The organism is Arthrobacter sp. Soil_C_60 (genome assembly GCF_057656375.1).
In genome coordinates this window covers 452971-478580 of sequence record NZ_JBDGKM010000004.1, presented here as the reverse complement: position 1 = coordinate 478580, position 25610 = coordinate 452971, and the positions used below count along the sequence as shown (strand labels likewise).

The following is a 25610-nucleotide window of genomic DNA, read 5'->3' as shown; positions in this document are numbered from 1 at the left end:
GGGAGAGTCCGGCTGATGTAGGAAGGTAATTCTGTGAACCAGAAGTCAGAAGCGGCCCTGGATACGTGGATCAATCGCGAGGCGCTTGCCGAAACGATGATTCCGCTGATCGGGCGCCTGTACCGCGAGAACAACGTGGTCACATCCATCCACGGACGAAGCCTGATCAACCAGTCCGTTGTCGGCATCCTCAAGGCCCATCGGTTTGCCCGGCAGATCGATGACGTTGAATTGCCGCTGGAAGAAACTTTCCCGGTGCTTCAGGCCCTGACCGAGCTTGACCTCGGTGCCGGCTCTGTCGATCTGGCCCGCCTGCTGGCCAAGTTCAAGACCGAAGCCGCGGGCAGCGAACTGAAGGACTTCCTGCGGGAAGAGCTGGCCGAGATCGTCGGTAAGCGTGGAGCGGACGCCCGCGTCAGCACCGACGTCGTTCTTTACGGTTTCGGCCGCATCGGCCGTCTCCTGGCCCGGATCATGATCGGCCACTCGGGCGGCGGCCACGGCCTGCGGCTGCGGGCCATCGTGGTCCGCAAGGGATCCGAGAATGACCTCATCAAGCGTGCGAGCCTGCTGCGCCGCGACTCCGTCCACGGCCCGTTCGAGGGGACAATCTCGGTGGACGAGGAGCAGAACACCATCCTCGCCAACGGCACGCTGATCAACGTGATCTACTCCAACGATCCGTCCACGGTTGACTACACCGCGTACGGCATCAACGACGCCATTGTTGTGGACAATACCGGCCGCTGGCGCGATGAAGAGGGCCTGTCGCAGCACCTGAAGAGCAAGGGTGTTTCCCGCGTTGTGCTGACGGCCCCGGGCAAGGGCGGCCTGAAGAACATTGTGCACGGTGTGAACCACAAGGACATCACCTCCGACGACAAGATCGTCACAGCCGCGTCCTGCACCACCAACGCCATTACCCCTGTGCTGAAGGCCATCAACGACAAGTACGGCGTGGTCCACGGCCATGTGGAGACGGTGCACTCGTTCACGAACGACCAGAACCTGATCGACAACTTCCACAAGGGTGAGCGCCGCGGCCGTGCTGCTTCGCTGAACATGGTGATCACCGAGACCGGTGCCGCCAAGGCAGTCGCCAAGGCCCTGCCCGAGCTGGAAGGCAAGCTGACGGGCAACGCTATCCGCGTTCCTACCCCGAACGTCTCGATGGCCATCCTGAACCTGAACCTGGAAAAGAACGCCACCAAGGAAGAACTGAACACCTACCTGCGCGGAATGTCGCTGGATTCCGAACTGCACAAGCAGATCGACTACATCGACTCTCCCGAGGTTGTTTCGAGCGACTTCGTGGGCTCGCGCCGCGCCGGCATCGTCGATGGCCTCGCAACCATCGCCAACGGCAAGAACGCCGTCCTCTATGTCTGGTACGACAACGAATTCGGCTACAGCTGCCAGGTCATCCGGGTCCTGGAGGAAATGGCCGGGGTGCACCCGATGCTGTTCCCGGTTGTTGCCAAGGAACCCGTGGTCGAGGCGATCAGCTGACCTGACGGAACCTTGTTACATCGAGAGGCCGGCGGCGCTTTGTGCGCCCGCTGGCCTCTCGGCATTTGCGGCAAGCGGAGAACGGCTATGGCTTTTGCTAGGGAGCCGTTCCTAGAATGGGCCCATGACTGAAAAGACAGAGTTGTCGAGATGGGAACAGGCGCAGGCCAACTACAAGGAGGCCCAGCGCTTGCTCAAGGAAGCGCAGTCGGCGTTTGCACGCGGAGATGTCCAACAGAAGCGCGTTGACGAGCTGACCCGGTTGAAGGACATCGCCGAGGAAGACTATCTGCGGTGCGAGAAGGAGCATCGGTCAGGATTGACGGACTCCTAGCGCGGAATTAGTGGCCGAACGGATCCGGGTCCACACCCGGCATCCAAGTCAGTCCTTCTTTGGCCCAGCCCTCGTTCTTGATGTGCTTGCGTGCGCGCCGGCCCCAGCGATCATTGAGCCGATCGATGTACAGCTTGCCGTCAAGATGGTCGTATTCATGCTGCATGACGCGGGCGAACCAGCCCGTGGCTTCGAAGTCCACTGGCTGTCCGTCGACATCGAAGCCCTGGACCCTGGCCCATTCCGCACGCTTGAGCGGGTAGCTCAGTCCAGGCACCGACAGGCAGCCTTCGACTTCCTCCTCGGGATCCGGGTCGGCGCCGGATATCTTCGAGAGAGTCAGCGAAGGATTGATCACCACGCCGCGCGGCGGTACACCGTCCTCGTTGGCGAACTCGTAGGTGAACAGGCGCAGGCCGACACCGATCTGCGGTGCCGCCAGTCCCACCCCGTGAGCCGCATCCATCGTCTCGTACATATCCTCGACGAGAACGCGGAGGTCGTCGTCGAACTCAGTGACGGCGGCGGCGCGACGGTGCAGGACAGGTTCACCGGTGATGGTGACTGGACGGACGGGCATGATTCTCCTCAGTGCGAATGCTTGAAATGCTAGTTTGGCGATATGCTGGCCGACGGCGTCGCGCATGGCCTCACTGGTGCCGCCGAAGATTGAGAGGAAGCGTGCGGCCAGGTAAGCCTGGGCGACAGAGTCTTCCAAGTTGTCGCGGTGACCGCCGTGCGCCTGCAGGCAACAGTCGGGGATAGGCACTTCTCCGGCACGGCCGGGCAGGAAGGCCCTGCTCGCCGGCGGCATTCCAGAGCTTGCGGGCCATCATGTGCAGGTGCCCACTTCTGGTGGTGCGGCGAGACTTCGCGGGAATTGAACTCAACGGCTACGTCGCGAAGCATCTCATAATCTTTTCCGCAGAGACCGCGCTCCATACCAGTCTTCTCCTCAAGCTGTTGTGCGGCGCAGCATCGTGTCCGTTGCCTGCCGGGCTTGACCGGCTGAACATGAAGAAAGCCGCCTGGATCATCTCCAAGGCGGCTTTCTTGCGAAGCTACCGGTGTAAGCCACCAGCCTCATTCGGGGTGAGTAACGGGGATTGAACCCGCGACCTCCTGGACCACAACCAGGCGCTCTGCCAGCTGAGCTATACCCACCATATGCCTCTTTGTTCCTCCCGGCAGATCCCACTCTAGCGGTTCCTGCCGGTCTTCAACCACAAAAGGCAACGCAGATAAGTCTACATGCTTTTGGGGGTGCTTTTGACCGTCTCCCGCCATTTTGGCCCGAATCGACCAAAGTGTGGTGCAGCCAACACGGCCAGGGTGGGGTTAGATCACTGCCGATTGGGTGACCTCGGCAGCAATCTTCTTGGCGGTGGCCGAGTCAGGGCCGGGGAAGGGGACGAAGACTGCCTGGCGGTAGTAGCGGAGCTCATTGATTGAGTCCTTGATGTCTCCGAGGGCCCGGTGCCCGCCGCTCTTGGCCGGGGACTGGAAGTATGCGCGTGTGAACCACCGCCGTGACAGTTCCTTGATCGTGGAGACGTCGATGATCCGGTAGTGGAGGAAGTCAATGACCTTCGGCATGTCTCTGGCCAGGAAGTTGCGGTCCGTGCCCACCGAGTTCCCTGCGAGCTGTGCCTTGCGGGGCTCGGGAACCCAAGCGGTGATGTACTCCATGACTATCTCTTCCGCCTCAGCCATGGCCATGCCGTGCGGCAGTTCATCGAGCAGCTTGGAGGTGGTGTGCATTTCCCGGACAAAGTCATTCATCTGGGTAAGGGACTCGTCGGAAGGCTTGATGACCACGTCTACACCGTCCCCGAGCACGTTCAGCTCCGAGTCGGTGACCAGCACTGCCACCTCGATGAGCGCATCTGCCTCGAGGTCCAGTCCGGTCATTTCGCAATCGATCCAGACAATATGTTCATTAGAGATAGGCACCGCTCAAATGTACCGCGTCGGCAGCGGCACGTGCCCGGAAGAACATAGCTGCTGCTGCGGATCCTCCAACGAAACGTCCGGTCCGCGGTGCTAAAATCCACAACAAGCGCCGCGGCGAGCCAGCCGGGCTGCCCTCATTCGCCTGACCGTTCTGAGGCGTGCATTCTCCACGTGGCCAAGCCACAGGCTGCGAACGACGTACACACCCAGATTGATTGGACTGCATTTAGATGACCGCCAACATGCCCGCAACTGATCCCTCCACGCCTGCCGGGGGCGAAGAGGGCCCGGAGCGTGCGGCGAAGAGCATCATCGAGGGGACCGTTGGTTCGTTCATGATGTTTTTCGGCTCGCTGGGAGTGGGCTGGCTGGCATCGGTATCGGACCTGCGGCGCTGGCCGCTGCTGATCTGGCTGCGAATTGAACCGGAAGGCGTCGTCGTCTCGGTTGTCCTCCTCGCCCTGGGCGGCATGCTGATGATCCGCTCCTGGCTGCGGTTGGGACAGCAGTTCACCGTCTGGGGGGCCGAAGCGCGCAAAGCCACTTATACGGCGATAGCTGCCTGGGGCGCCCCGCTTGCCCTGAGCATCCCGCTCTTCAGCCGGGATGTCTACGCCTACATTGCCCAGGGCAAAGTCATGGTCAATAACCTCAATCCGTACGTAGACGGGTATGACCAGCTTTCGAACTATTTGCAGACCGGCGCCGATGATCTCTGGGCCAGAAGCCCGACGCCGTACGGACCCATCTTCTTGTGGATGGAAGAATTCGTCGTCTGGCTGACAGGCGGCCACCCGGAGTATTCCATCATTTTCTTCCGCATAATCGCACTGGCGGGGGCCGCGATGTGCATCTACTACGGTCCGAAACTGGCCGAACTGCACGGCATCAACCCCAACCGTGCATTGTGGCTCGCCTGCGCGAATCCGCTGTTCCTGACGACGTTCATCGCCAGCATCCACAATGACGCGCTGATGCTGGGCCTGGCCTTGGGCGGGCTGTATCTGGCGGCGACGAAGAAGCCGCTGCTGGGCGTTCTGCTGGTCACGCTCTCCATCGGCATCAAACCGATCACCATCATCTTCCTGCCCTTCATAGGACTGCTCTGGGCCGGGCGCGGGGCGAGCTGGCCCAGGAAATTCGGATTCTGGGCGCTTACCGCCGGACTATCATTTGGTCTGTTGGGCATCCTCGGTCTGATGAACGGCTTCGGCTTCGGCTGGGTAGGAGCTTTAAGTACTCCTGGCAGCGTCTGGATCTGGTACGCACCGATCGGGCTGCTGGGCGCTGTGCTCGGCGGGATAGGAGGAGCGTTCTCGCTCGACGGCGAATTGATCACCTGGCTGGTACATAAGGCTGGCACGGTGGCGTCGATCGGCGCCGTGCTTTGTCTGATGTTCCGTGGCAAACATGACCGGATTGTCCGCAGGCTGGCTCTGGCTCTGGCCGCCGTGGTGTTTCTCGCCCCGATGATCCAGGCCTGGTATGTCGTCTGGTTGCTCCCGCTCTTTGCCGCGACCGGAATCCGGAATGACTGGCAGGTAAAAACCGTGTACTCCGTCACGTCCTTCCTGATGGTCTACGCCATAGCCGACCAGTTGGATATCTTCCCGTACATCGAGTTCGATCTCGGCGCTGCCCGGCTGCTGGCGGCTTTTGTCGCCGTCGCGTTCGCCGTCTATCTCGTCTTTTTCGACCCCAAAACGCGTACGCTTTTCCGGAAGAAATACGAAGACCCCGCCGATAACCGGCTGTTCTGATTTGACCTTCGGTGGACCTTCTGATGATGGGATTTAGGGCCGCGCGCGAACGCATCAAGATGCAACCGCCGGCAATACCGGAGATACTGGTGCAATGACCAGTGAGGCCGAAGAAGTAATTGCAGCAGATTTTGACGTCACCGAATGGGATCCGGAACCCTACGAAATTGAAGGTTCGAACTCCGACCTGAGCCGGGTCCGCGTCACCAAACTCTTTGACGGACTGATCACCGGCACCAGCCGGGCAGAGCTGCTGATGGCCGGAAACACCCGTGGTGCCGGCTACGTTGCTTCCGAGGTATTCACCGGTACGGTGGACGGCAAGGAGGGAAGCATGATCATCCATCACTGGGGCCTAGCCGAAGGCGAAGCAGCTGCCAGCGCCGGACACATCATTCCCGGTTCCGGCACCGGCGACCTGGAAGGAATCGTTGGCAAGGCCACGTATTCCCAGGACGCCAGCGGCCAGCACAGTCTGGAATTGCGTGTGTACTTTCGCACAGAGCCGGTAAACGGACTGCCCAGCTAAATCCTCTAAACTCAGTAGGTGCGCCTCGGCCCGAGTCCGGGCCAGGTGCCGCACCAAACAATTCCGCGCGTAAGGGAAATACCTGGCATGAGCCTTGCCGAATATGCGGACCGGAACCGACTCCACCGAGTCGGTGCCCGGCCGTCACTGCCCAGATACCTGGCTGATGCCTGGGGGCGCCGCGACTTCGCCATCGCTATGGCCAAGTACAAGATCGAGGCATCGAACCAGCGCAACCGGTTGGGTATGCTCTGGATTTTCATCAAACCGACCCTGAACGCGATCTTGTATGGAGTCATTTTTGGGATCCTGCAGGGTGCCAGCAGACCGGAAAATTTTCCGATGTACATCGTCATCGGTGTTTTCCTGTTCGAGTTTTTTTCCACCTCGATGAACAACGGTGCCAAGTCCATCACCGGCAACGGTGCCCTTGTCCAGTCGCTGGCGTTCCCCCGCATTACGCTGCCCGTCTCCACAGTGATCCAGCAGTTAATGACTTTGGTTCCGATGTTAGGCGTCATGGTGGTCTATATTCTGGTGTTAGGCGCGCCCATCACCGTGGAATGGCTGCTGATGATCCCGCTGGTAGCGATTTTCACCATGTTCAATCTAGGTGTTGCGCTGATTGGCGCACGTCTTACCGTGCACATCCGGGATTTGACTCAGCTGCTGCCTCTTGTCACACGGATCCTCTTTTACACATCGGGTGTGCTCTTCTCGATCGACACGATACTGGCCGACCATCCTTGGGCAATCGCGCTGTTCGACTACCATCCAGTCCATGAGGTCCTGTCCATTGCCCGTGGTGCGCTGATGCCCGGGCTTGATTACGATCCGATGTACTGGCTGTACTTTTCGGTTTGGTCCGTGCTGGTATTCGTTGCGGGCGTATTGTTCTTCTGGGCTGCTGAGGAGCGTTATGGCCGAGTCGACTAAAACAGGAGTGGAATTGGCCAACCCGAATGCCTCTGCTAATGGTCAGAAGCCCGTAGTGGTCGTTGATGATCTGCACGTCAAGTACCGGGTCCACGCGGGCGGCAAGCCAGTCAAGGGCACAGGTCGCTCACTGCTCAAGCGGAGCGGTGGGGGGATACGTGAGGTACATGCCCTCAAGGGGGTCTCGTTCACCGCGTATGAGAACGAATCTATCGGTGTGATCGGTTCCAACGGATCCGGCAAGTCCACCTTGATGCGGACCTTGGTCGGCCTCACGCCGCCCAGCAACGGAGCTGTCTACGCCTCGTCCCGGCCGAACCTCCTGGGCGTTGGCGCAGCGCTGATCCCGGACCTCTCCGGCGAAAAGAACATCCAACTCGGCGGTCTTGCCCTCGGCTTTTCTAAACAGGAGATCAACGGCCTGCGGGATGACATCGTGCAGTTCGCTGAACTGGAAGAGTTCATCGACCTGCCGATGCGCACCTATTCCTCGGGCATGCAGGCCCGGCTGAAGTTTGCGATCGCCGCCTCCAAGCAGCACGAGATCCTGATCGTGGACGAGGCACTTGCAGTGGGCGATCAGCGCTTCCGCAAGCGCAGCGAGGCCCGAATTCGTGAAATCCGCGAGAACGCCGGTACCGTGTTCCTGGTATCCCACTCCATGAAATCCATCCTTGACACCTGCAGCCGCGTCATCTGGATCAACAAGGGCGTCCTGCAGATGGACGGCGATCCAAAGGAAGTCATCGATGCGTATCAGGACACCAAGAAGTAGAGCCTTTGACACCTGAACTTCCACCGATCGGCGCCCTTCCCGGTGTCTCTTATGTCATGCCCGTTCTCAATGAGGCTGAGCATATTGAGGGAGCCATCCGCAGCATCCTGGGCCAGGATTATGCGGGCCCCAAGGAGATCGTCCTGGCCATGGGACCGTCTACGGATGCGACCAATGACGTTGTCCAGCAGTTGCAGGGCGAGGAACCGCGGCTGCGCACGGTCACGAGTCTGACTGGTCGGACTCCGGCCGGGCTGAACCTCGCGATCGAGGGCTCGCAGTACCCAGTTATCATCCGGGTGGACGCGCATACCGAACTGGAGCCGCACTACACGGCCAGGGGAGTTGCCACCCTCCTGCGTACCGGTGCCGCCGACGTTGGCGGCCTGATGGACGCGCAGGGGAAGACGGCCTTTCAACGGGCCGTAGCAACGGCCTACCATTCCCCGCTTGGCCTTGGCGGCGCGGCATATCACAGCGGAGCTCCGGAAGGGCCGGCTGAATCCGCTTACCTGGGGATTTTCCGCCGTGAAGCCTTGGACGCCGTCGGGCTTTTCGAAGAATCCCTTTGGCGCGGACAGGACTGGGACATGTGCCTGCGCCTACGCCAGGCCGGATACGCCGTCTGGTTCGATCCGGAACTGACAGTCACTTATTGGCCGCGTTCGAGCTGGAACAAGCTGGTCCGGCAGTTCTACGCGGCCGGCATCTGGCGTGCAGAACTCGCCCGCCGCCACAAGGAAGGCAAGTCAATACGGCATTTCCTGCCGCCGCTGCTGGTGCTGGGGCTTGCCCTGGGCCTCGTGGCCGAGGTACTCCTGCTGGCGAAAATCCCTGGCACGTGGCCGATCTGGCTCGCCGTGCTGGTGCTGCTGGCCGGATTTGTCCCGGTCCTGTACGCGCTGGGCATCATTTATGCTGCGCTCACCATCAAGGCACGGTTGACCATAGCCGAGCGCCTCAGGCTGCTCATCGTGCTGCCCAGCATTCACGTCAGCTGGGGGCTGGGCTTCATCCGCGGCCGGATCATGGGCGCCCGCGGAACCGTGGACACCAGCAGGAGGAAGTCATGACCCGCACCGAGCGTCCCGCCCGGCCCACCCTTGAGCAGTTGCGCGCGGTCGCCCAGCCACCGGAGGTACGCAGCCGCAAGAACGCCGAGCACTGGACCGCGGAACTGTACCTGCGCCACATTTCGATCTACCTGACCAGTGCGCTGGTGCGGACGCCGATCTCGGCAAACGGCGTCACCGGCCTGATGATTCTCTCCGGCTGGGCCATCTCCGCTTCCCTCCTGATCCACGGCATCTGGGGACCCTTGCTTGCGGTGTTCTTTTCCCAGCTCCAACTCTATTTCGACTGCAGCGACGGCGAAGTCGCCCGCTGGCGCGGAACCCAGAGCCCCAAGGGAATTTTCCTGGACAAGATCGGCCACTACACTACGGAGGGCCTGATCCCGTTGGCCCTGGGTCTGCGGTGCCTCGGCGACCTCGGCCTGCTGCAAACGGATCCGGGCATCGCATACATGCACCTTTTCCTTGGCGCCGTGCTGGCACTGGGGATCGTGCTGAACAAAGCCCAGAACGAGATGGTCCACGCCTCCCGTGCCCTGGCCGGAATGGACAAACTGCCCGATACCGCCGCTGCAAAGGCCGTACCGGCTGCAAGTTTTGTGGGGAGACTGCGGCGGCTGGCAAGGTTCCTGCCGTTCCACCGGGTGCTGCACTCGGTGGAGATGAGCCTGCTCATCCTGGCGACCTCGATCGTGTCCCTCGTCGCCGCGCAGCCGGTGCTGGGGGAGCGCTGGCTGCTCTACATCCTCGTACCCGGAGTGATTTTTGTGAACCTTGGCCATTTCGTCGCCATCATGGCCTCGCCGAGGCTGCGGAAGTGAGCGCCATGGAAGGCACCAAAGAGAGTACGACGGCGGGAGATGAGTCGACAGCATCGCCGACCTTCGGCGTCGTAATCCTGACGCAGGGAACCCGCCCGGATGACCTGCAGCGTGGGTTCGCCTCGCTGCAGGTACAGCAGGGCGTTTCGCTCGACGTTGTGGTTGTGGGCAACGGCTGGCAACCTGAGGGATTGCCCGCGGGATTCAAATCACTTCATCTGGAAGAGAACTTGGGCATTCCTGCCGGGCGCAATGCGGGGGTGCCGCACGTATCCGGCGAGTATCTTTTCTTCCTTGACGACGATGCCTGGCTGCCGGACGAGCATTTTCTGTGGAACGCGGCCCAGCTCTTTCGGAGCCAGCCAGACATTGGCATGATCCAGCCGCGTATTGAAGACCCTGCCAATCCCGACGGACCGCAGCGGTGGATTCCGCGTCTGAACAAGGGCGAAGATACTAAGTCCAGCAACGTATTCTCCGTTGTCGAGATGGCCATCGTGATGCGCCGGGATGTTTTTGACCGGACCAACGGTTGGCCCGCAACATTCTGGTACGCCCATGAAGGCATAGAGTTCGCGTGGCGCGTCTGGGACACCGGTTTCCGGACTTGGTACGCCGGCGACCTCCGCGCCGGTCATCCGGTGATTGATCCCCGCCGGCATGAGGAGTTCTTCCGGCTTAATGCCCGGAACCGAGTCTGGCTGGCACGCAGGAACCTGCACTGGCCCTTCAGCTGGATTTACGTCGCCTCCTGGACCGCGGTGCAGTTCGTCCGCTCTGCACATCAACCGTCGGAGCTGAAACCTTGGCTTGCAGGATGGCGCTCCGGCTGGCAGCAAGATCCTTGGGGGCCAAATGAGCAACGCCGCAAACTCAGATGGGTAACGCTTTTCCGGATGGGTGCTGCCGGCCGTTGGCCCGTGATCTGATGCAGCGACACTCCTCTGGAGGGAGCGCTATCCATTGTTGGATAAGATGGCATTCAGACAAATTACAGATGAAGTCAAGGTTTGAGGTTTAGACATGGGCAAGACGGTCATAACGTATGGAACGTTCGACCTGTTTCACATAGGCCACTTAAAGATCCTGCAACGCCTCAGTGAGCTTGGTGATCGCCTGATCGTGGGTGTTTCTACTGACGAGTTCAATGCAGTGAAGGGCAAGAAGCCCGTTGTTCCTTTTGAACAGCGGATTGAGATCGTGCGTTCCATACGCTATGTCAGCGAGGCTATACCGGAAGACAGATGGAGCCAGAAACGCGAAGACATAGAAAAGTACAGTGTTGATGTTTTTGGTATCGGCGAAGATTGGAAGGGTAAATTCGACGATCTGCAAGACAAGGTGGAAGTTGTCTATCTACCTCGTACGTCCGGCATATCGACGACAGAAATGAAGCGGGTATTGAGTGCATTTGACGAGCGGCATGTTGAAGAACTAAAGCGAACGCTCGACAGCATCAGCCAAATTGTTAAAGAGCTGAGCTAGCTGTAGCCCTTGTGGCCCAACAGTGCACTATGCACGAAGCGAACTAGAGGACCTCATTGATCCTCGGAGGAAATATTGAAGAAGTCAGCCACTATCGACCAGCTCGTTGGCAAGGCAAAAAAAGTTCTGTCATCGGAGCTCTATGCCAGAGCACGTAAGCAGCCTATCCGGAGTGGGACTGTGCTCTACGAGTCCTTCTCTGGCAACGGCATGCTTTGCAATCCGGAAGCGATATTCCGCTCACTGCTCGATAATCCAGATTTCGTGCACCTGAAGCATATATGGGTACTTTCTTCACTGGACGATTATGCAGCCACTGTGCGGGAATATTCTGGTAATCGGCGTGTCCGCTTCGTTCGGTACGGCTCGACTGAGTATTTCGAAGCGTTGGCCACTTCTGAGTATCTCTTTAACAATGCGACTTTCCCTTGGCAGTTTTCCAAGCGGCCAGGCCAGACGTATGTTAATACGTGGCACGGTACGCCATTGAAGAAGATGGGGTACGACGTTGAAAACGGCGGCCCTGACACAAGAAATATCCTGCGTAATTTTGTCCAATCAGATTTTCTTGTATCTGCGAATAATTTCATGACAAAGCAGATGTATCTTCAGGGATATAAGCTGGCTAATCTGTATCGCGGTACAATACTTGAAACGGGTTATCCAAGAATCGATCGTCAGAATCTTTCTTTTAGCGAACGGACCCGGCTATTTCAAGGTCTTTCCCAGCATGGCATACATGACGATGGCCGCGAGATCATTCTTTATGCTCCTACATGGAAGGGCGATTCTTTCTACGAACCGTCCAATGATGCCGCCGCATTGCATCGCACGATTGTCGAGCTCGAAAAGCTAATCGACCCCACACGTTACCGGGTACTGCTTAAAATCCACCAAGTTGTTTATAAAGCGGCCGTTGAAAATACCGATCTATTCGGATACCTAGTTCCTAATGATGTTCCAACGAACGCTGTTCTAGGCCTCACTGACGTCTTGGTGACTGATTATTCGAGTATCTTTTACGATTTCCTAGCAACTGGTCGTCCGGTACTGTTCCATATTCCGGATTTGAACCGTTACAAAGCAGACCGCGGCTTGTATACCGAACCGGGGGAGCTGCCTGGTCCGGTATCCACCACTGTGGACGAGCTTGCCACCGCCATCCGGCGATACGGTGACGCTACATCGAATACGTCGGATGAAATCACGAAGCGTTATGGCACTGCGCGTCACCGCTACGCCTCCCATGAAGACGGGGAGTCCACGGCCAGGCTCATTAATGCAGTGTTCCATGGCCGGAGTGATGGCGAGGGCCTCCTGACAGACCACAGGGACGGCCGGGAGCGAGTCCTCATCTACCTAGGAGGAATGGCTTCCAACGGGATAACCACATCAGTACTGAACCTCCTGGACAGTATCGACCATGATCGGTTCGATGTCTCGGCACTTTACTCGTACAGCCGTAACGCGGCGAAAATGGCTAATGCAAACCAGATTAACAAGAGTGTTCGCCTTTTTCCCCGGCAGGGCTATCCGAATGTGGGATTCAAGGAGCGGCAGAAATACCGTTCCATGCTTAAGGAGGGCATCCCCCGGGATCTTGATTTCGTCAACTCTCCGCAGCCTATTTGGGATGATGAGTGGTATCGCTGTTTTGGGGACAGTGAATTCGACTACATTGTTGACTTTAGCGGATACGGACCGTTTTGGACATATCTGCTACTGCGCGGTAAAGCCAAACAGCATACGGTATGGCTGCATAATGACCTGAAATCCGATGCGGAAAGGGAGATCAACGGGGACAGGCCACTTAAGACGAACTTGGAAGCAGTATTTTCCACTTATAAGCACTTCGATAAACTCGTGTCCGTATCCAGCGAACTGAGTCGGTTGAACCAGGAGCATCTATCGGAATACGCTCCCGCCGGGAAGTTCACATCTGCAGTCAATACGGTCAACGGCAATAAGATCGTTACTATGACCTCCCCTGTTTACCAGCCAGTAAATGTATTCGGGTCCGGCGACGATGAACTGGTTGGTAGCGAACTTCCCGACTTGGTAGCTTCTCTTAGAAGGAAGTACAAAGCTGGCGATATTGCGGCAGAAGCCACTCGCCAAGCTTGGCTGGAGGAGTTCTTCCCACCGGAGTTCGCTGGGAAGACCTTTGTAAGTGTTGGGCGTCTTTCTCCTGAAAAGAACCATGCCCGACTGATTGAAGCCTTTAGCAAGATTCATTTAGCGAATCCGGAGACGAGGCTCCTCCTCATCGGCAACGGTCCCTTGCTGCGGGAATTGGAATCTGTGGCAGCGGGGTTTGGTGTCTCCGAAGCCGTTGCTTTTGCAGGACAGCAGCAGAACCCGTACGGACTCATGGCGGCGGCCGACTGCTTTGTTATGTCGAGCGATTATGAAGGACAGCCAATGGTTATCCTGGAGGCCAAGATTCTGGGTCTTCCCATTGTTACGACCGCATTCGGTTCTGTAGCCAGCGCTGTTCCTCCGGGAACAGGTTTGGTTGTCGAACGTTCGGTCAAGGCCTTGGCGCGCGGAATGCAGGATTTCCTTGATGGTAAGGTGCCGGCTTCGGAATTCGATCTGGAGTCATACAACCACGAAGCTGTAGAGATGTTTTATACGGCAATTGGTGCCGGAAACAATCCGGACGGAAAAAGTTTCCCATCGGCCCGGCCGGAGACGGTGAAGACTCCTTCCCCTTAGCAGACCTTGGTCCTTGGTTGTGTTCCTCCTGCACAAGATATCTGGAGCGTATTGCCATGACTTTGATTGGAAATGAGTAAACAGAGTGAACGGATTCTCCATGCCGCAGTATGCCGGCAAGCTACTGGACCGCGTTAAGAGCGGTGCCGCTCGCAGTAACGCTCGACGGCAAGCTTCTCCTGAGATGGCCAGCATCAGACCTGCCGTATCGGTTGTGATTCCTGTGTACAACGCCGATCGTTACATAGAAGAAACCGTGCGATCCGCGCTCAATCAGTCGCTTCCCGCAGGCCAAATGGAAGTCATTGCGGTGAACGACGGGTCGACTGACTCAAGCGCACCGATTTTGGATAGACTCGCCGTTGAGGACCAGCGTGTCGTAGTGATCCATCAAGAGAATTCCGGCGGTCCGAGCGCGCCCCGGAATGCTGCTTTGGAAAGAGCCGCAGGACGATACGTGTTCTTCCTCGACTCGGACGATGTCCTTGCTCCCAATGCTTTAGCACGGATGGTTGACATAGCTGACAGGGAGGCGTCCGATGTCGTCTTGGGACGTTTTGGCAGTCTCAATGGGAGACACATACCGGACCAAATGTTTCGTCGGACCGTCATGGATGCCGATGTAATCGAGACTAATGCTTGGGATAGTTTGGGCCCAATCAAGCTCTTTAGAAGATCCCTCATCGAGTCGCTGTCGCTGCGTTTCTCAGAAGACCAGTGGATCGGTGAAGATCAACCTTTCACCGCAGCCATGTATCTGAACGCGGCAAAGGTGACTGTCCTGGCCGACCGCGTGTACTGCTATATCCGAAAGCGGGATGATGGGCAGAATATAACGTCTCGCCAGCAGAAGCTGTCGGACAAAGCCAAAACGACAACACGGCTGGCTGCAGTCGTGGCGCAGTACACCACTCCGGGACCTAAGCGCGATCGTCTGATTCGGCGCGTCTTCACGTCTACATTGCCAGCGGCTCTGGGAAAGCTGTGGCTTGAGGCATCCGAAGATGAGCGTCGCCAATTCATTGCCGCAGCTCAAGAAGGGCTGGCGCCATACTACACCGAGGGTGTTGAGAAGTATTGCACGACGGCCGGACGGATCAAGAACGACCTTCTCATGAGGGGAGAAGCTGAGGCACTTGTCGCGTTAGCAGAATATGAGGCGGCCGGTCGACGCGTTTCCTGTTCCATTAGCGAAGGGCGAGTGAGTGTTGACCTGCCCGCGATCCTCGAAGAGCGTGTACCCGAACGCCTGCGAGTTGATGTAGAGGTCCCACCGATCTCTCACAAGTTGACGGACCTGTATGCGGTAAACTCCAGCTTTCTTATTGCAGGTTACGCTGGGTTCTCTGGAATCGAGATCGCACCTGATTCGGTCCGAGTGGTTTTGGTCAATCGTGACTCCGCCGAGGAAGTTGCAGTCACGACGCAGCTCCTGGGCTGGCACACAGTTGGAAATACGGGCGTCAGGGAATTTTCCGTCGAAACCAACGTTCTGACTGCCCTTGCATCCATTGGAGCGACAAGCGGTGCGTGGGGGATCTTCCTCGACGTCGGGCATCGGGGCGTCACTCGACGGACGCGCTTCGGGAAACATAATAATGCGGTTTTGGACAGCAAAGTTGGAATCACCGCTACCTCTCCGGCGGGCCTAAAACGCTCCGTAATTGCCTACTTCAACGCCGGATATAGGAACCTCACTTTCGATGTTGACGGGACTGTGCACAAGGGTGCGGTTGCGGTGGATGTCATTGGTATGAGGCATGACGGGAATGGCGAAACGAGTTGGTTATCACTCCTCACCCATGTTTCACCTGTACCCAGCACTCCTCCCACTTTCAGCACAGTCAATGGAACTGCGCTGGCCAGCCAGCGGTTTTCGACGGACATTTTTGAAGTGACTTATCCGCTCGGAGAAGGAACCTCAGTCGTTGCGTTGCAGATGAATGACGGGAGCATCGACCATGCGCTCGAATTGCCCTCACCAACCTGGATCGATGACCAAGACCTCGTGGTTTCCTCGGACGCTGAAGGACGCATGGTCGTAGGTGTTGCAGAGCATCCGAGCAACCGTAATTCTGCCTCAGCTCCGCAGAAGTCGGATCACGCATTGAACGTCTATTGGTGGGATGGCAAGCCGAATTTTGGTGACACCATCGGTCCGTGGCTTGTAGAGCTCATAACTGGCAAACCCGTCGTGAACACCAAGGGAAAGCGACACATCGGAAACACGCTGGTAACGGTTGGCTCGCTGCTGAACTATCTGGATCGCGGTGGCCTGGACGTTTGGGGTACCGGCCTGATAGCTCCCATGGGGGAGGAGACCGTACGCCGGCTGGCCGAGCGGAAGCCACGGCGCATTCACGCTGTTCGCGGACAGAAAACCTATGATGAGCTGACCCAAAAACTCGGTTGGGATGTGCCTAAAGTGTTCGGCGACCCCGCCCTGCTCCTGCCGCGCTTTTATACGCCATCCGATACAGGGGAAACCGGTCACATTGCCGTCTGTCCTCATTACGCCCATAAAGGACACTTCCACACTGCCGGACCTAGCGCAATTAAGTTTATCGACGTGGCTTCGGCACCGTCGGCCGTTATCGACGACATTGCTTCCGCATCGGTATGTATTTCGACTTCGCTTCACGGCGTGATCATCGCCCAGGCGTACGGAGTGCCCTGGGTATGGCTGCATATCACCGATAAACCACTTATGGGCGATGAGTTCAAGTTTGAGGACTTTTTCTCTGTTATCGACAGTGCGGCGGTCGCCCGCGTATCGGTTCATGCGGACGAGGTGCGGACATTGGATTGGGAAGCCATTGCACGTGAGGCTTCCCTTCCCCGGAACCTGACCAATTTTGACGAACTGCTCGATGCCTTTCCCGAGACATGGTGAAGGTGATTCAATGACGTCGATTCGAGATCAGGCGACATATCGGGAGGAGCATCCGTCCGCTGAGCGGTAAAGGCTGCTCCTCGGTGCGATGAGCCGCTATCATCCCCAGCCACCAGCCCCTTGGTATGAATAATCGCTCCTAAGACTAGCGTCAATCACACCCGGGGGCCGGCGGCTTTTAACCGGCTCATCGGAATCGAGGGTGTAACTAGCGTTGACGTCTCGGTCCCCGGATAAAAGTCGAGACTTTTCGATGATGGAAGTTCCTACACTGTCCACCCGAAAGACCTCGACGTGCCTAACGCTACCTTCGATGCTCCTGACCTGACCACATTCTGCCGTCTCGATGAACTTGGCCTGCATGCCGTCGGCCAGCAAGTGCGCACCGGGTACGTGGTGCTGGAGCGCCGGGTGAATGACCCGGACGACTGGTGCCATGGGTGCGGTTCTCCAGGCGTGCCGAGGGATACCGTGAAGCGATGACTCGCGCATAAGCCCTTCGGCTGGCGGCCGACGACGTTGTTGGTGCGCGTCCGTCGCTACCGGTGCACCGGATGCGGGCGGACGTGGCGGCAAGATACTTCCAAAGCGGCCGAGCCACGGGCGAAAATCTCCCGTCAGGGGCTGCGGTGGGCGCTGGAAGGCATCGTCATCAACCACCTTACCGTCAACCGGATCGCGGCAGGCCTGGTCGTGTCTTGGCATACCGCCAACAACGCTGTCCTGGCCGAAGGCAAGCGCGTGCCCATCGATGATCCGGCCCGCTTTGACGGCGTGAGGGTCATCGGCGTGGACGAGCACGTCATACCCGGCCCGGGGACAAATACGTCACCGTAATCATCGACCTCACCGATCCGGGACGGCACGGGATCGGCGCGCTTGCTGGACATGGTCGAGGGCCGCTCGAAACAGGTGTTCAATCAGTGGCTCGGCGACCGGCCCCAGCAGTGGTGGGGGGGGGGAAGGGATCGAGGTCGTGGCCATGGACGGGTTCACAGGCTTCAAGACAGCCGCAGCCGAAGAGCTGCCCGACGCGGCACCGGTGATGGATCCCTTCCATGTCGTCCGCTTGGCCGACGACGCTCTGGACCGGTCCCGGCAGCGGGTCCAGCAGCAGATCCACGGGCACCGCGGCCGCGCGGGCGAACCGCTCTACAAATCCAGAAGGACGCTGCACACCGGCGCCGGGCTGCTCACCGAGAAGCAGACCGCACGGCTCACGGACTTGTTCACAGATGACAGGCACGTTGAGGTCGAAGCGACCTGGGGCATCTACCAACGCATGATCAGCGCCTACAGGGAGCCGGATAGGAAAGCCGGGAAGAAGATGATGCAAGCAGTGATCCATGCCCTCAGCCGCTCGGTTCCCGCCGTACTGACAGAGCTGATCACGCTCGGCCGAACCCTGAAGCGCCGTGCGACGGACATTCTGGCGTTCTTCGACCGACCAAGGACCAGCAACGGCCCCACCGAGGCGATTAACGGGCGACTCGAACACCTCCGCGGCTCAGCACTCGGATTCCGCAACCTAATCAACTACATCGCCAGATCACTACTCGAAGCCGGAGGATTCAGACCTGGATTACACTCTCGATTCCGATGAGCCTTTCAACCGTGCTGTTCTTTGAGCCGCGGAGGCGGATTCGGATCGTTTTTATTAGGACGGCCGGAAGCCCCCCGCCCGGATGCGGTAAATCGGATCCGGGGGCGGCGGTTGTGACGATACAGGAAGCCCTGTCAGATTAGAGCCAGTCCCGACGACCATCGGTGGTGCAGCTGACTGCGCAGTGGCGCAGAATTCAAAAAGCTCTTGTCCAGTTCTACGGTAAGTAGTACAGGGGCGGGCGGCATAGCATTCCCGGCGAGCGGTCTGGCCGATGCCATCGTCTGGCAGTGTACCTGCGGCGCGGGGCGTGTGTATCAGTAAATTATCACGCATGGGCCTATAGGGGCGGCAGCAGCAAGTTCAGCGCTTCCCGCCCACTAGCGACTCGATCTCATCCTCTATAAAGGGCGAGAGGGTGCGGGCGTACGTCGTCGTGAGATGCGAGCCGTCAAAGTAAGTGACTAAGCCGCCATTCACACCGTAGCAACGGTCTTGACGGCACACCAGGTCTGAGAAGTCCGCTACCTTGACATTATCTATGCCGAGTTGAGCAGCGGCGTCAGCAAGCGGATCGGCCTTCAACCACGACTGGCGTTTTCCTGAGCATGCGTCAGGTTGCTCGTCGTTTTCCGCGATGCAGTCCGGGATGGAAGGAATGTTCGCGCCCTTGGGATATGGAGTGTCGCGGATGACAAGAATGTTGGTTCCGTTTTCCGCCCAGCGTTGGAGATAGGTGCTGTACCCAGCGGCGGCAGCTGCGCCCGGAGGAGCTGATTGAGCGGGTTGCTCAACGGGGATTGAGAGCTGTGAGGTGACCACCAAATCGAATTTGTCCCCGGCTGTGGATTCCTGGGCCCACTTTCCTAGCTCCCGGCAGCCGTCAGTCTTCGCCTGAGTGTCGAAAGTGACTTCAGCATCCGTGTAGTTGCAGGCACTGGCGAGAAACGTGGTAATCGTCCAGTTGTGCTCATCGGCAAGTTCCTGTAGTGCAGGCAGCCAGTGCCCCGCGTGAGAGTTTCCGACCAGGGCCACCTTTGTAGGGCCGTCCCCGTATTGGCAAGTCATCCTGGTCTCGAATGGCGGGTGGTTCCAGCAGCCGTCTGAGTACGCAGCCGGTTTGTCCTGCTTGGCCAAGGCCGGATCCATCAGCAGTTCCATATTGCCGCTACAGCCTGGATCGGCCAGCACAGATGCACCGAGGCATTTCTGGTCTCCAGCATTCAGCTGGGCCATTTGTTGGCTCGCCTGGTTTGTTCGGAAGCTGACTTCCGCAAGTTGCAGGGAGCCCAGCAGAGCAACCACGCTCATGCCGACTGCTGCAAATTTGTAGGTGGAGGTAATCCGCAGGAAGGGGGCTGCCTCACGGGTTTTGTCCTCCACGTACACCTTGGTCAGCGCGGCCAGTACCAGGCTGGCCAACAGGACGACGAGTTTGTCTAGCCAGCCCATGCTTCCTCCGCTGGCGTAGGGGAGGAGAACTAGGAGCGGCCAGTGCCAAAGGTAAACAGAGTAGGAGACGCCACCCAACCACTGGATGGGCCTCGTTTTTAGTATTCGTGTAGGTGATAACTTACTGTCCGAATTGGCAAATATAACCAGCGCCGTACCGAGAACCGGCAAAAGCGCTGTATAACCTGGAAAGGGGGTGAGATCGGTATAGGTGACTCCGGCTAAGCCGATCCCGCCTATCCCCACCCAGGCGATGGCTGTAGCAGTGCCCGACCCTAGGCGTTTTAGGTTTATGATAATCAGAGCAACTGCTGCCCCACACGCTAGTTCCCACATTCGCGTAGGTGTGATGAAGTAGGCACTTCCCGGTTCGGTGGCCGTAGCTGTGATTGAAGTGATCAAAGAGCCAGCTATAACGGCGAGGACGAGTCCGAGAACGCTGCGTACGGGGCTGACCCTTGTACGGCTACATGCCCAAGTTGCGGTCATTATCAGGATTGGCCAAAGAAAATAATACTGCTCCTCCACTGACAGAGACCAAAAATGCTGGACAGGTGTTGGAGCGTTGTCATCGGCCAGATAATCGATCGAACTGCCGGCCAGGACCCAATTCTGGACATACAGAGCCGAAGCCATGATTTCAGTGGCTATCTGTGTCCACTGGGTGGATGGCGCCAGAATGCGGGACACGATGGCCGTAGTAACCAATACGACGAATGCGGCGGGAAGCAATCGTCTGATACGCCTGCCCCAGAACTCGCAGAGATCCCTAACTCCTCGCGGTGGGCGGCGAATAAGATGGGAGGTAATCAGGAAACCGGAGATGACGAAGAAGACGTCAACTCCGACATATCCGCCTGTTAATGACTCTGGCCAGAGATGGTAAGACACGACAAATGCGACGGCTAGGGCCCTCAAACCCTGGATGTCGAGACGATATCCAGTGCCCTCGACCTGTTTCTTGTTGGCAGCAGTTGAGTCTTTGGGAGTGGGGAGCGCGATGGCAGGTCCTCCAAAAAGCATTGAGGCAAATTACCGTTGAACAGTCTACGGGTGTTCTGGGCCTAGAGTTAATCTGAAGTTATATCTAGGCTCTTGTGTGCGTTGTACATGGTTGCACGTCGTAAGGAACCAGCCCTGGCAAAGAGGTTGCCTGACGGGACGCGTCCGGCACTTAGGAAAATTGGGGGAATTAGATGACGGTGGACATTGGCAAAGGTTCCGCACCCTTGCGCCCCACTGGCCGGCCTACATTAATGGTGACATGGTCGATTGACGACACCTTCGGAGGCATGACGACAATGTGCCTTGGAAGGGCCGGTATATTTCATGAGATGGGCCGAAGTGCGGCCATCGTTACATTTAATCCGGATCCTGCTTATGCGCAACGTCGGACCGACTTGATCGATGCAGCCAAGCTGCATCCAGCAGTCCCGATCCTGAACATCTATGACTATTACTCGACTGCCGAGCCGTCGGCTCGGCCCATAAGCGGGTCCTTGCCGGAACGCCCGCTAAATGTGCGTCGACCGGCAAGGTTTCGCCCGGACGGTACGGTGTTCAGCGTCGAATCCGTAGCGGCCGATGCTAGCGGTGTCACAGCAACCGAGTACTTCCGAGCAGACGCTTCCCTTTTCGCCAGGGACTACAAAGATCCGATTGGTCCGGAGGGAAAGGCAGATCGACGTATCACCTTATATAACCGAGCCGGCGAGGCTGTGGCCGAATTTAGATCCGCCGGAGCGTTTTACCGTGCTTGGCTGGCAGAACTCGTTGCCGAGCGCGAGACTGACATTATCGTGGACAGCAAATTCTCAGCTAAGTTTTTATGGTCCTTTCGCCACCCACAAGCCAAAAAGTTTGTTGTAATTCACAGTTCGCATGTTCGGTCTGGACAGAATCCGTTGACGGGACAGCTTGCCAGCGGTCATGTTCCCATATTCGAGCACCGTCATTCGTGGGATGGCATCGTTTTCCTCACGGAGGGTCAGCGCGGCGATGCTGTTGAACGGTTTGGCCGTTCATCAAACTTTTACGCCGTATCGAATAGCCGGGAACGCAGCGCGTCGGAGCCTCCGTGGTCGTCCAGAGACCCGAACAGACTTATCATGATTTGCCGGCTCACCCCGGTCAAAGACATTCCAGCAGCGCTCCGCACGCTGGCAGTTGCGTCCGAAAAAGCCCCTGGACTGTATTTGGACATTTTCGGGGAAGGACCGGAAGAGGGAAACTTACGCACGTTGATCGAATCGATGGGATTATCCGGACGTGTGACCCTTCATGGCCACTCACCTAGGGCTGCAGATGAGTTGGACACGGCGGGGATGCTCTTGTCTACGAGCAAGTCCGAGGGACAGGCACTCACGGTCATGGAAGCTATGGGCAGAGGATGCGTTCCAATCGCTTTTGATATGAAGTACGGGCCGAAAGACATGATAGAGAACGGCATCAACGGCATTGTTGTTCCTCCGGGCGATACCGAGGGCGCAGCCGATGCCATTGTGCGACTGGTGGAGACACCCGCCGAGCATCGACAGATGTCATCGGCCGCATACGTTCGTGCCGAAAAATTCAGTAAAAAAGCCGTTGCTTCCCGGTGGACAGAGGTTTTAGACGCTGCGCGGAGCGAAAAGGCAAGGACCGCATCGTTGGACGATCTAGTTGTTGAACTCCAGGCCTACACTGGATTCTCCGACGGGTCTTTCGAAGTGCGATGCTTCGTGTCGAGTTCCGAATTCCAGCGTCAGGATAAGGATCCGGAATTGGTATTAAGACTGATTTCTAGGAGCACAAAGGGATTTATTGACGTAACGCCGCGAATGGCAGCCCGGAATGGGCCGGTCATTGATGTGGCATGTACGGTCACCGCAGCTACCTTGGAGGGGTTTTCTGATGCTGTTGACTGTTATTTGCACGCATCGATATCGGATGCGATAAATAGTATCAGGATCGGCTTCGGAAATACTGCGAATGTCCTTCGCCCATATACGACGATATACGGAAACCTTAGCTTGAAGAAATAACAATCCTGAAGTCTAACCCTTGTCTATAGATTTGAATCGGAGTATTTTGTGAGAGAACAGTTGGCGGAGATTGTATCGTCTGCTTTGCAATCCTCAACGGCTAAACGTGCTAAGGAATGGTTGGGCCTGCGTCCGACGATTCGCTCCAACCATGAAATTCATGGGGTGAGGGTTCCGGGAGATGTAATCGTCTACTTTGGGGATATAGCATCGAAGACATACCAGTTGGAGCAATGGCTGCCAGTGCTAGAACATCTGAACAGCTTTCACAAAGTGCTCTTGGTCTTCCGAAAGGTTGCTGCCCTGCGAGAAATACGATCGTCTACCAGTCTACCAATGATTTTTGTGCGCAGGTTTGAGGATTTGGTGGCCTTATACGAGCAGAATGAATACGGTATTTGTCTATACGTGAATAATGGGGCCAGCAATTTCCAGTCATTGAGCGATTCGAGGATTATGCATGTCCATATCAACCATGGCGAAAGCGACAAGCTTTCCATGGTTTCCAATCAAGCGAAGGCTTACGACAAAGTGCTTGTGGCAGGGCCAGCAGCTGTTGCCCGACACAAGGCTGTACTTGTGGACTTTGACGACTCGAACCTTCTGATGGTGGGACGGCCTCAACTCGACTTGGATTTCGCCCCACAACTGCAACCTTTTACTGGTCAAACTATTATGTATGCGCCAACGTGGCAGGGCGAGAACGCCGCTAATAATTACACTTCAGTGGACGTCTACGGAGCTCAAATTCTGGATGCAGTATTAGCTTTGCCGGCTACAAGAGTCGTTTACAAGCCCCATCCCAGAATTATCGACTCAACTACGCCAGGAATTGAGGAGGCACATCAGTGCATAATGGAGAAGATCAACCGTGCAAACGAAGCAGGAGCCCAGCATATAATTTCGGAATCGGGCAACATTCTCGCCATGTTCGAACACACGGACGCACTTGTTTCAGATGTATCTAGCGTAAGTCTTGACTTCCTATACCGGCATCCGGACCGACCCCTGATGATAACCGATCGGCGGAGCAATCGGTCGCAGTTGGCTAGGGACACACCTTTGGCTGATGCCTGTTTAGTCATTGACCAAAACTCAATCAGCCGAATCAATGACTTGATAAAGGGGCTCGTGCCTAAAGATACCTTCTCTGAAGGACGGAAACAGATGCGGCGCTATTATTTCGGTGATTTAGGATCAGGCGAATCCACGGCCGCTTTCGTGAAAACAATAGGCCAATTGTTGGCCGACCGCCGATCGAAATTGAAGAGCTATGACTTTCATGGCAGTCCGTTGGAATCAGCCGATGACCGTTCCGTCTGAGCAACGATATCCATCACTGCCTTTATGAAGCGGTCGCTGCTTTTACCCGGTGCTATATCCCCGAAATGTTTCTCAATGAGCCGCTGCTGCTCTACGCTCAAAGGAAGGGAGCAGATCCGACTGATTTTTTCCGGCACCTGATCGGCTTCGGAAGCTTGAATCATGGGAACAACTTTAGGTAATTCGGAATGTTCGACAGTTGCACGTTGCTCTGCCGGCAGGGTGAGGAGAAGGGGCTTACCCTGCGATAGCCAGTCGAAGGCCATTGCGGAAATATCAGTGATGCCGACGTCCGCTTCTCCCATCGCAGCATAAAAATCGGGACGTCGATCGACATAGTGTCCCGCCGTTGGGTCGGTCCGATTGGCTATTTCGACCGCACGGGTGATCTCCCGTAGAGCCTGGGTCTGCTGAGGAATCCGGGAACCGGTCAAAGGATGGGGTCTGAAAATGAAACGGAAGTTTGGATTATTTAGCAGGGCACGCGAAATTCCGGGGCCATGTGATAGCACGGAACCGTACGCCATTTCGGGTCGGTCTCCTTCCCATGTGGGTGCATAAAGAACCGTGATTCTACCGTCTCCAGTCGAGGACGGGCTGAGCCGCATATGGTCGATTTGCGGACGGCCAACTTCAACGAGCTTTGCTGGATCCATTCGCTTCACGCTCGTCAAGATGCGCTCGCGCGCGGCTTCGGCGGCAACGAAAACGTAGTCGTAGGCCTTCAGTTGATTCGAAGCCATGGAAACCTTGTCACTTTCCCCATGACTGAGATGAATGTGAAGTGGATCAGTTTGGCGAAGTACCGTGAAATTCGCTTGGCTGTTGTTCACATAGAAGATGGCCCTAACGCCGTGCTGGCGCACGAATTCTTCTACTTGTGACACACCTTTCGCCAGCACAACCGGGATAGACGAATCCCGGAGTAACTTCTGGGCCGCGAGGGGTCGACGCGCTAGCAGCACAACGGACATTTGTTCTGCTAGGTCCGCCATCGGTCCTAGCCACTGCCTAACCTGATACAGGTTCTGCAGGCCGTCTCCGAAATAAACGATGCAATCGATTTTGTCGGGTAGCGTTGGATACTTCGAGGCGAGCCGTCGTCGTACTTTGGCATCTGCCAAAAAGTCCTGTAAGTGTGCGTTGACGGCTGCTGCGGCGCGCCGTCCCTTGCGGATCGCGGACAAAAAAGCTCCTGCTCGTAAGAATGGTCCTGTCCATTATCTCCCCTAAGAAACCGGGCTTCCTCTTGACATGCCGAGAGGGGAAGCGTTGGTCCTAACGATGGTCAAAAGAGCATGATTTATGGACTAGCATTATCATCCAACACCATCCGGGAAGGGATTTTGATGATAACGGGCCGCGCCTTATCGATATTGAAGAGGCGTGCCATGCGGCTCCAGTCACGCATCCGGAGACCGCG

Annotated in this window: 18 protein-coding genes, 1 tRNA gene and 2 pseudogenes; 15 read left to right on the top strand and 6 right to left on the bottom strand. The window is 57.2% G+C overall.

The genetic code is table 11. The features are described from left to right. The first annotated feature begins 33 nt into the window (after positions 1-33). A complete protein-coding gene (locus AC3A4M_RS11915; RefSeq protein ID WP_498735925.1) occupies positions 34-1509 on the top strand; it encodes a glyceraldehyde-3-phosphate dehydrogenase in 1476 nt (491 codons plus the stop codon). A 124-nt stretch (positions 1510-1633) separates the two neighbouring features. Further along, positions 1634-1843 carry a hypothetical protein gene (locus AC3A4M_RS11910; protein ID WP_074702090.1) on the top strand — a complete coding sequence of 70 codons (210 nt, stop codon included), beginning with the start codon at positions 1634-1636 and terminating at the stop codon, positions 1841-1843. 7 nt (positions 1844-1850) lie between these two features. Here AC3A4M_RS11910 and def read toward each other — a convergent pair whose 3' ends face one another. The 4 genes and pseudogenes from def to orn form a co-directional block, all read right to left on the bottom strand. After that, positions 1851-2423: a peptide deformylase gene (gene def, locus AC3A4M_RS11905; protein WP_498735978.1), complete on the bottom strand. Its 573-nt coding sequence runs from the start codon at positions 2421-2423 to the stop codon at positions 1851-1853. Between the two features lie 51 nt (positions 2424-2474). Then, positions 2475-2657 (bottom strand): annotated as a pseudogene (locus tag AC3A4M_RS11900) (acyl-CoA dehydrogenase family protein); the annotation flags it as partial. Between the two features lie 277 nt (positions 2658-2934). Beyond that, positions 2935-3007 (bottom strand) — tRNA-His (locus AC3A4M_RS11895). A 174-nt stretch (positions 3008-3181) separates the two neighbouring features. After that, on the bottom strand, positions 3182-3796 hold the full coding sequence (orn, locus tag AC3A4M_RS11890) for an oligoribonuclease (protein WP_498735924.1): 615 nt from the start codon (positions 3794-3796) through the stop codon (positions 3182-3184). A 230-nt stretch (positions 3797-4026) separates the two neighbouring features. Here orn and mptB point away from each other — a divergent pair, with 230 nt between their 5' ends. The 11 genes and pseudogenes from mptB (at position 4027) to AC3A4M_RS11835 (ending at position 18389) form a co-directional block, all read left to right on the top strand. After that, entirely contained in the window at positions 4027-5556 is a 1530-nt protein-coding gene (gene mptB, locus AC3A4M_RS11885) for a polyprenol phosphomannose-dependent alpha 1,6 mannosyltransferase MptB (protein WP_498735923.1), read from the top strand. Positions 5557-5650: 94 nt separating this feature from the next. After that, positions 5651-6085: a DUF3224 domain-containing protein gene (locus AC3A4M_RS11880; protein WP_498735922.1), complete on the top strand. Its 435-nt coding sequence runs from the start codon at positions 5651-5653 to the stop codon at positions 6083-6085. An 87-nt stretch (positions 6086-6172) separates the two neighbouring features. Then, a complete protein-coding gene (locus AC3A4M_RS11875) occupies positions 6173-7021 on the top strand; it encodes an ABC transporter permease (RefSeq protein WP_498735921.1) in 849 nt (282 codons plus the stop codon). Next, positions 7005-7796 carry an ABC transporter ATP-binding protein gene (locus AC3A4M_RS11870; RefSeq protein ID WP_498735920.1) on the top strand — a complete coding sequence of 264 codons (792 nt, stop codon included), beginning with the start codon at positions 7005-7007 and terminating at the stop codon, positions 7794-7796. The genes AC3A4M_RS11875 and AC3A4M_RS11870 overlap by 17 nt, the downstream gene beginning before the upstream one ends. Positions 7797-7852: 56 nt before the next feature. Beyond that, the gene (locus AC3A4M_RS11865) at positions 7853-8869 is read left to right on the top strand and encodes a glycosyltransferase family 2 protein (RefSeq protein ID WP_498735919.1); all 1017 of its coding nucleotides are present in this window, start codon (positions 7853-7855) and stop codon (positions 8867-8869) included. Then, positions 8866-9690 carry a CDP-alcohol phosphatidyltransferase family protein gene (locus AC3A4M_RS11860; protein WP_498735918.1) on the top strand — a complete coding sequence of 275 codons (825 nt, stop codon included), beginning with the start codon at positions 8866-8868 and terminating at the stop codon, positions 9688-9690. The genes AC3A4M_RS11865 and AC3A4M_RS11860 overlap by 4 nt, the downstream gene beginning before the upstream one ends. A 5-nt stretch (positions 9691-9695) precedes the next feature. Further along, positions 9696-10619, top strand: coding sequence for a glycosyltransferase family 2 protein (locus AC3A4M_RS11855; protein WP_498735977.1), 924 nt, complete (start codon positions 9696-9698; stop codon positions 10617-10619). A 94-nt stretch (positions 10620-10713) separates the two neighbouring features. Next, positions 10714-11175: an FAD synthase family protein gene (locus AC3A4M_RS11850; RefSeq protein WP_498735917.1), complete on the top strand. Its 462-nt coding sequence runs from the start codon at positions 10714-10716 to the stop codon at positions 11173-11175. A 75-nt stretch (positions 11176-11250) separates the two neighbouring features. Beyond that, positions 11251-13893 (top strand): CDP-glycerol glycerophosphotransferase family protein, encoded by a 2643-nt coding sequence (locus AC3A4M_RS11845; protein WP_498735916.1) that lies wholly within the window; start codon positions 11251-11253, stop codon positions 13891-13893. A 100-nt stretch (positions 13894-13993) separates the two neighbouring features. Then, the gene (locus AC3A4M_RS11840; RefSeq protein ID WP_498735915.1) at positions 13994-16786 is read left to right on the top strand and encodes a glycosyltransferase; all 2793 of its coding nucleotides are present in this window, start codon (positions 13994-13996) and stop codon (positions 16784-16786) included. Between the two features lie 294 nt (positions 16787-17080). Continuing rightward, positions 17081-18389: pseudogene (locus AC3A4M_RS11835) on the top strand (ISL3 family transposase). A gap of 363 nt (positions 18390-18752) precedes the next feature. On the opposite strand, the gene AC3A4M_RS11830 reads toward AC3A4M_RS11835, so the two are convergent. Further along, on the bottom strand, positions 18753-20864 hold the full coding sequence (locus AC3A4M_RS11830; protein ID WP_498735914.1) for an acyltransferase family protein: 2112 nt from the start codon (positions 20862-20864) through the stop codon (positions 18753-18755). Between the two features lie 173 nt (positions 20865-21037). Between AC3A4M_RS11830 and AC3A4M_RS11825 the strand changes: the two genes are divergently transcribed. Further along, a complete protein-coding gene (locus AC3A4M_RS11825; RefSeq protein WP_498735913.1) occupies positions 21038-22864 on the top strand; it encodes a glycosyltransferase in 1827 nt (608 codons plus the stop codon). A 48-nt stretch (positions 22865-22912) separates the two neighbouring features. After that, positions 22913-24187 (top strand): CDP-glycerol glycerophosphotransferase family protein, encoded by a 1275-nt coding sequence (locus AC3A4M_RS11820; RefSeq protein WP_498735912.1) that lies wholly within the window; start codon positions 22913-22915, stop codon positions 24185-24187. On the opposite strand, the gene AC3A4M_RS11815 is transcribed toward AC3A4M_RS11820, so the two are convergent. Next, positions 24145-25374: a CDP-glycerol glycerophosphotransferase family protein gene (locus tag AC3A4M_RS11815; RefSeq protein ID WP_498735911.1), complete on the bottom strand. Its 1230-nt coding sequence runs from the start codon at positions 25372-25374 to the stop codon at positions 24145-24147. The two genes, AC3A4M_RS11820 and AC3A4M_RS11815, sit on opposite strands and share 43 nt — an antisense overlap. Between the last annotated feature and the right edge of the window lie 236 nt (positions 25375-25610).

Excerpts from the sequence above, each read along its gene's own strand:
- AC3A4M_RS11910 (WP_074702090.1), top strand. The coding sequence starts at position 1,634 with ATGACTGAAAAGACAGAGTTGTCGAGATGGGAACAGGCGCAGGCCAAC.
- def (WP_498735978.1), bottom strand. The coding sequence starts at position 2,423 with ATGCCCGTCCGTCCAGTCACCATCACCGGTGAACCTGTCCTGCACCGT.
- mptB (WP_498735923.1), top strand. The coding sequence starts at position 4,027 with ATGACCGCCAACATGCCCGCAACTGATCCCTCCACGCCTGCCGGGGGC.
- AC3A4M_RS11880 (WP_498735922.1), top strand. The coding sequence starts at position 5,651 with ATGACCAGTGAGGCCGAAGAAGTAATTGCAGCAGATTTTGACGTCACC.
- AC3A4M_RS11875 (WP_498735921.1), top strand. The coding sequence starts at position 6,173 with ATGAGCCTTGCCGAATATGCGGACCGGAACCGACTCCACCGAGTCGGT.
- AC3A4M_RS11870 (WP_498735920.1), top strand. The coding sequence starts at position 7,005 with ATGGCCGAGTCGACTAAAACAGGAGTGGAATTGGCCAACCCGAATGCC.
- AC3A4M_RS11865 (WP_498735919.1), top strand. The coding sequence starts at position 7,853 with ATGCCCGTTCTCAATGAGGCTGAGCATATTGAGGGAGCCATCCGCAGC.
- AC3A4M_RS11860 (WP_498735918.1), top strand. The coding sequence starts at position 8,866 with ATGACCCGCACCGAGCGTCCCGCCCGGCCCACCCTTGAGCAGTTGCGC.
- AC3A4M_RS11855 (WP_498735977.1), top strand. The coding sequence starts at position 9,696 with ATGGAAGGCACCAAAGAGAGTACGACGGCGGGAGATGAGTCGACAGCA.
- AC3A4M_RS11850 (WP_498735917.1), top strand. The coding sequence starts at position 10,714 with ATGGGCAAGACGGTCATAACGTATGGAACGTTCGACCTGTTTCACATA.
- AC3A4M_RS11840 (WP_498735915.1), top strand. The coding sequence starts at position 13,994 with ATGCCGCAGTATGCCGGCAAGCTACTGGACCGCGTTAAGAGCGGTGCC.
- AC3A4M_RS11830 (WP_498735914.1), bottom strand. The coding sequence starts at position 20,864 with ATGCTTTTTGGAGGACCTGCCATCGCGCTCCCCACTCCCAAAGACTCA.
- AC3A4M_RS11825 (WP_498735913.1), top strand. The coding sequence starts at position 21,038 with ATGACGGTGGACATTGGCAAAGGTTCCGCACCCTTGCGCCCCACTGGC.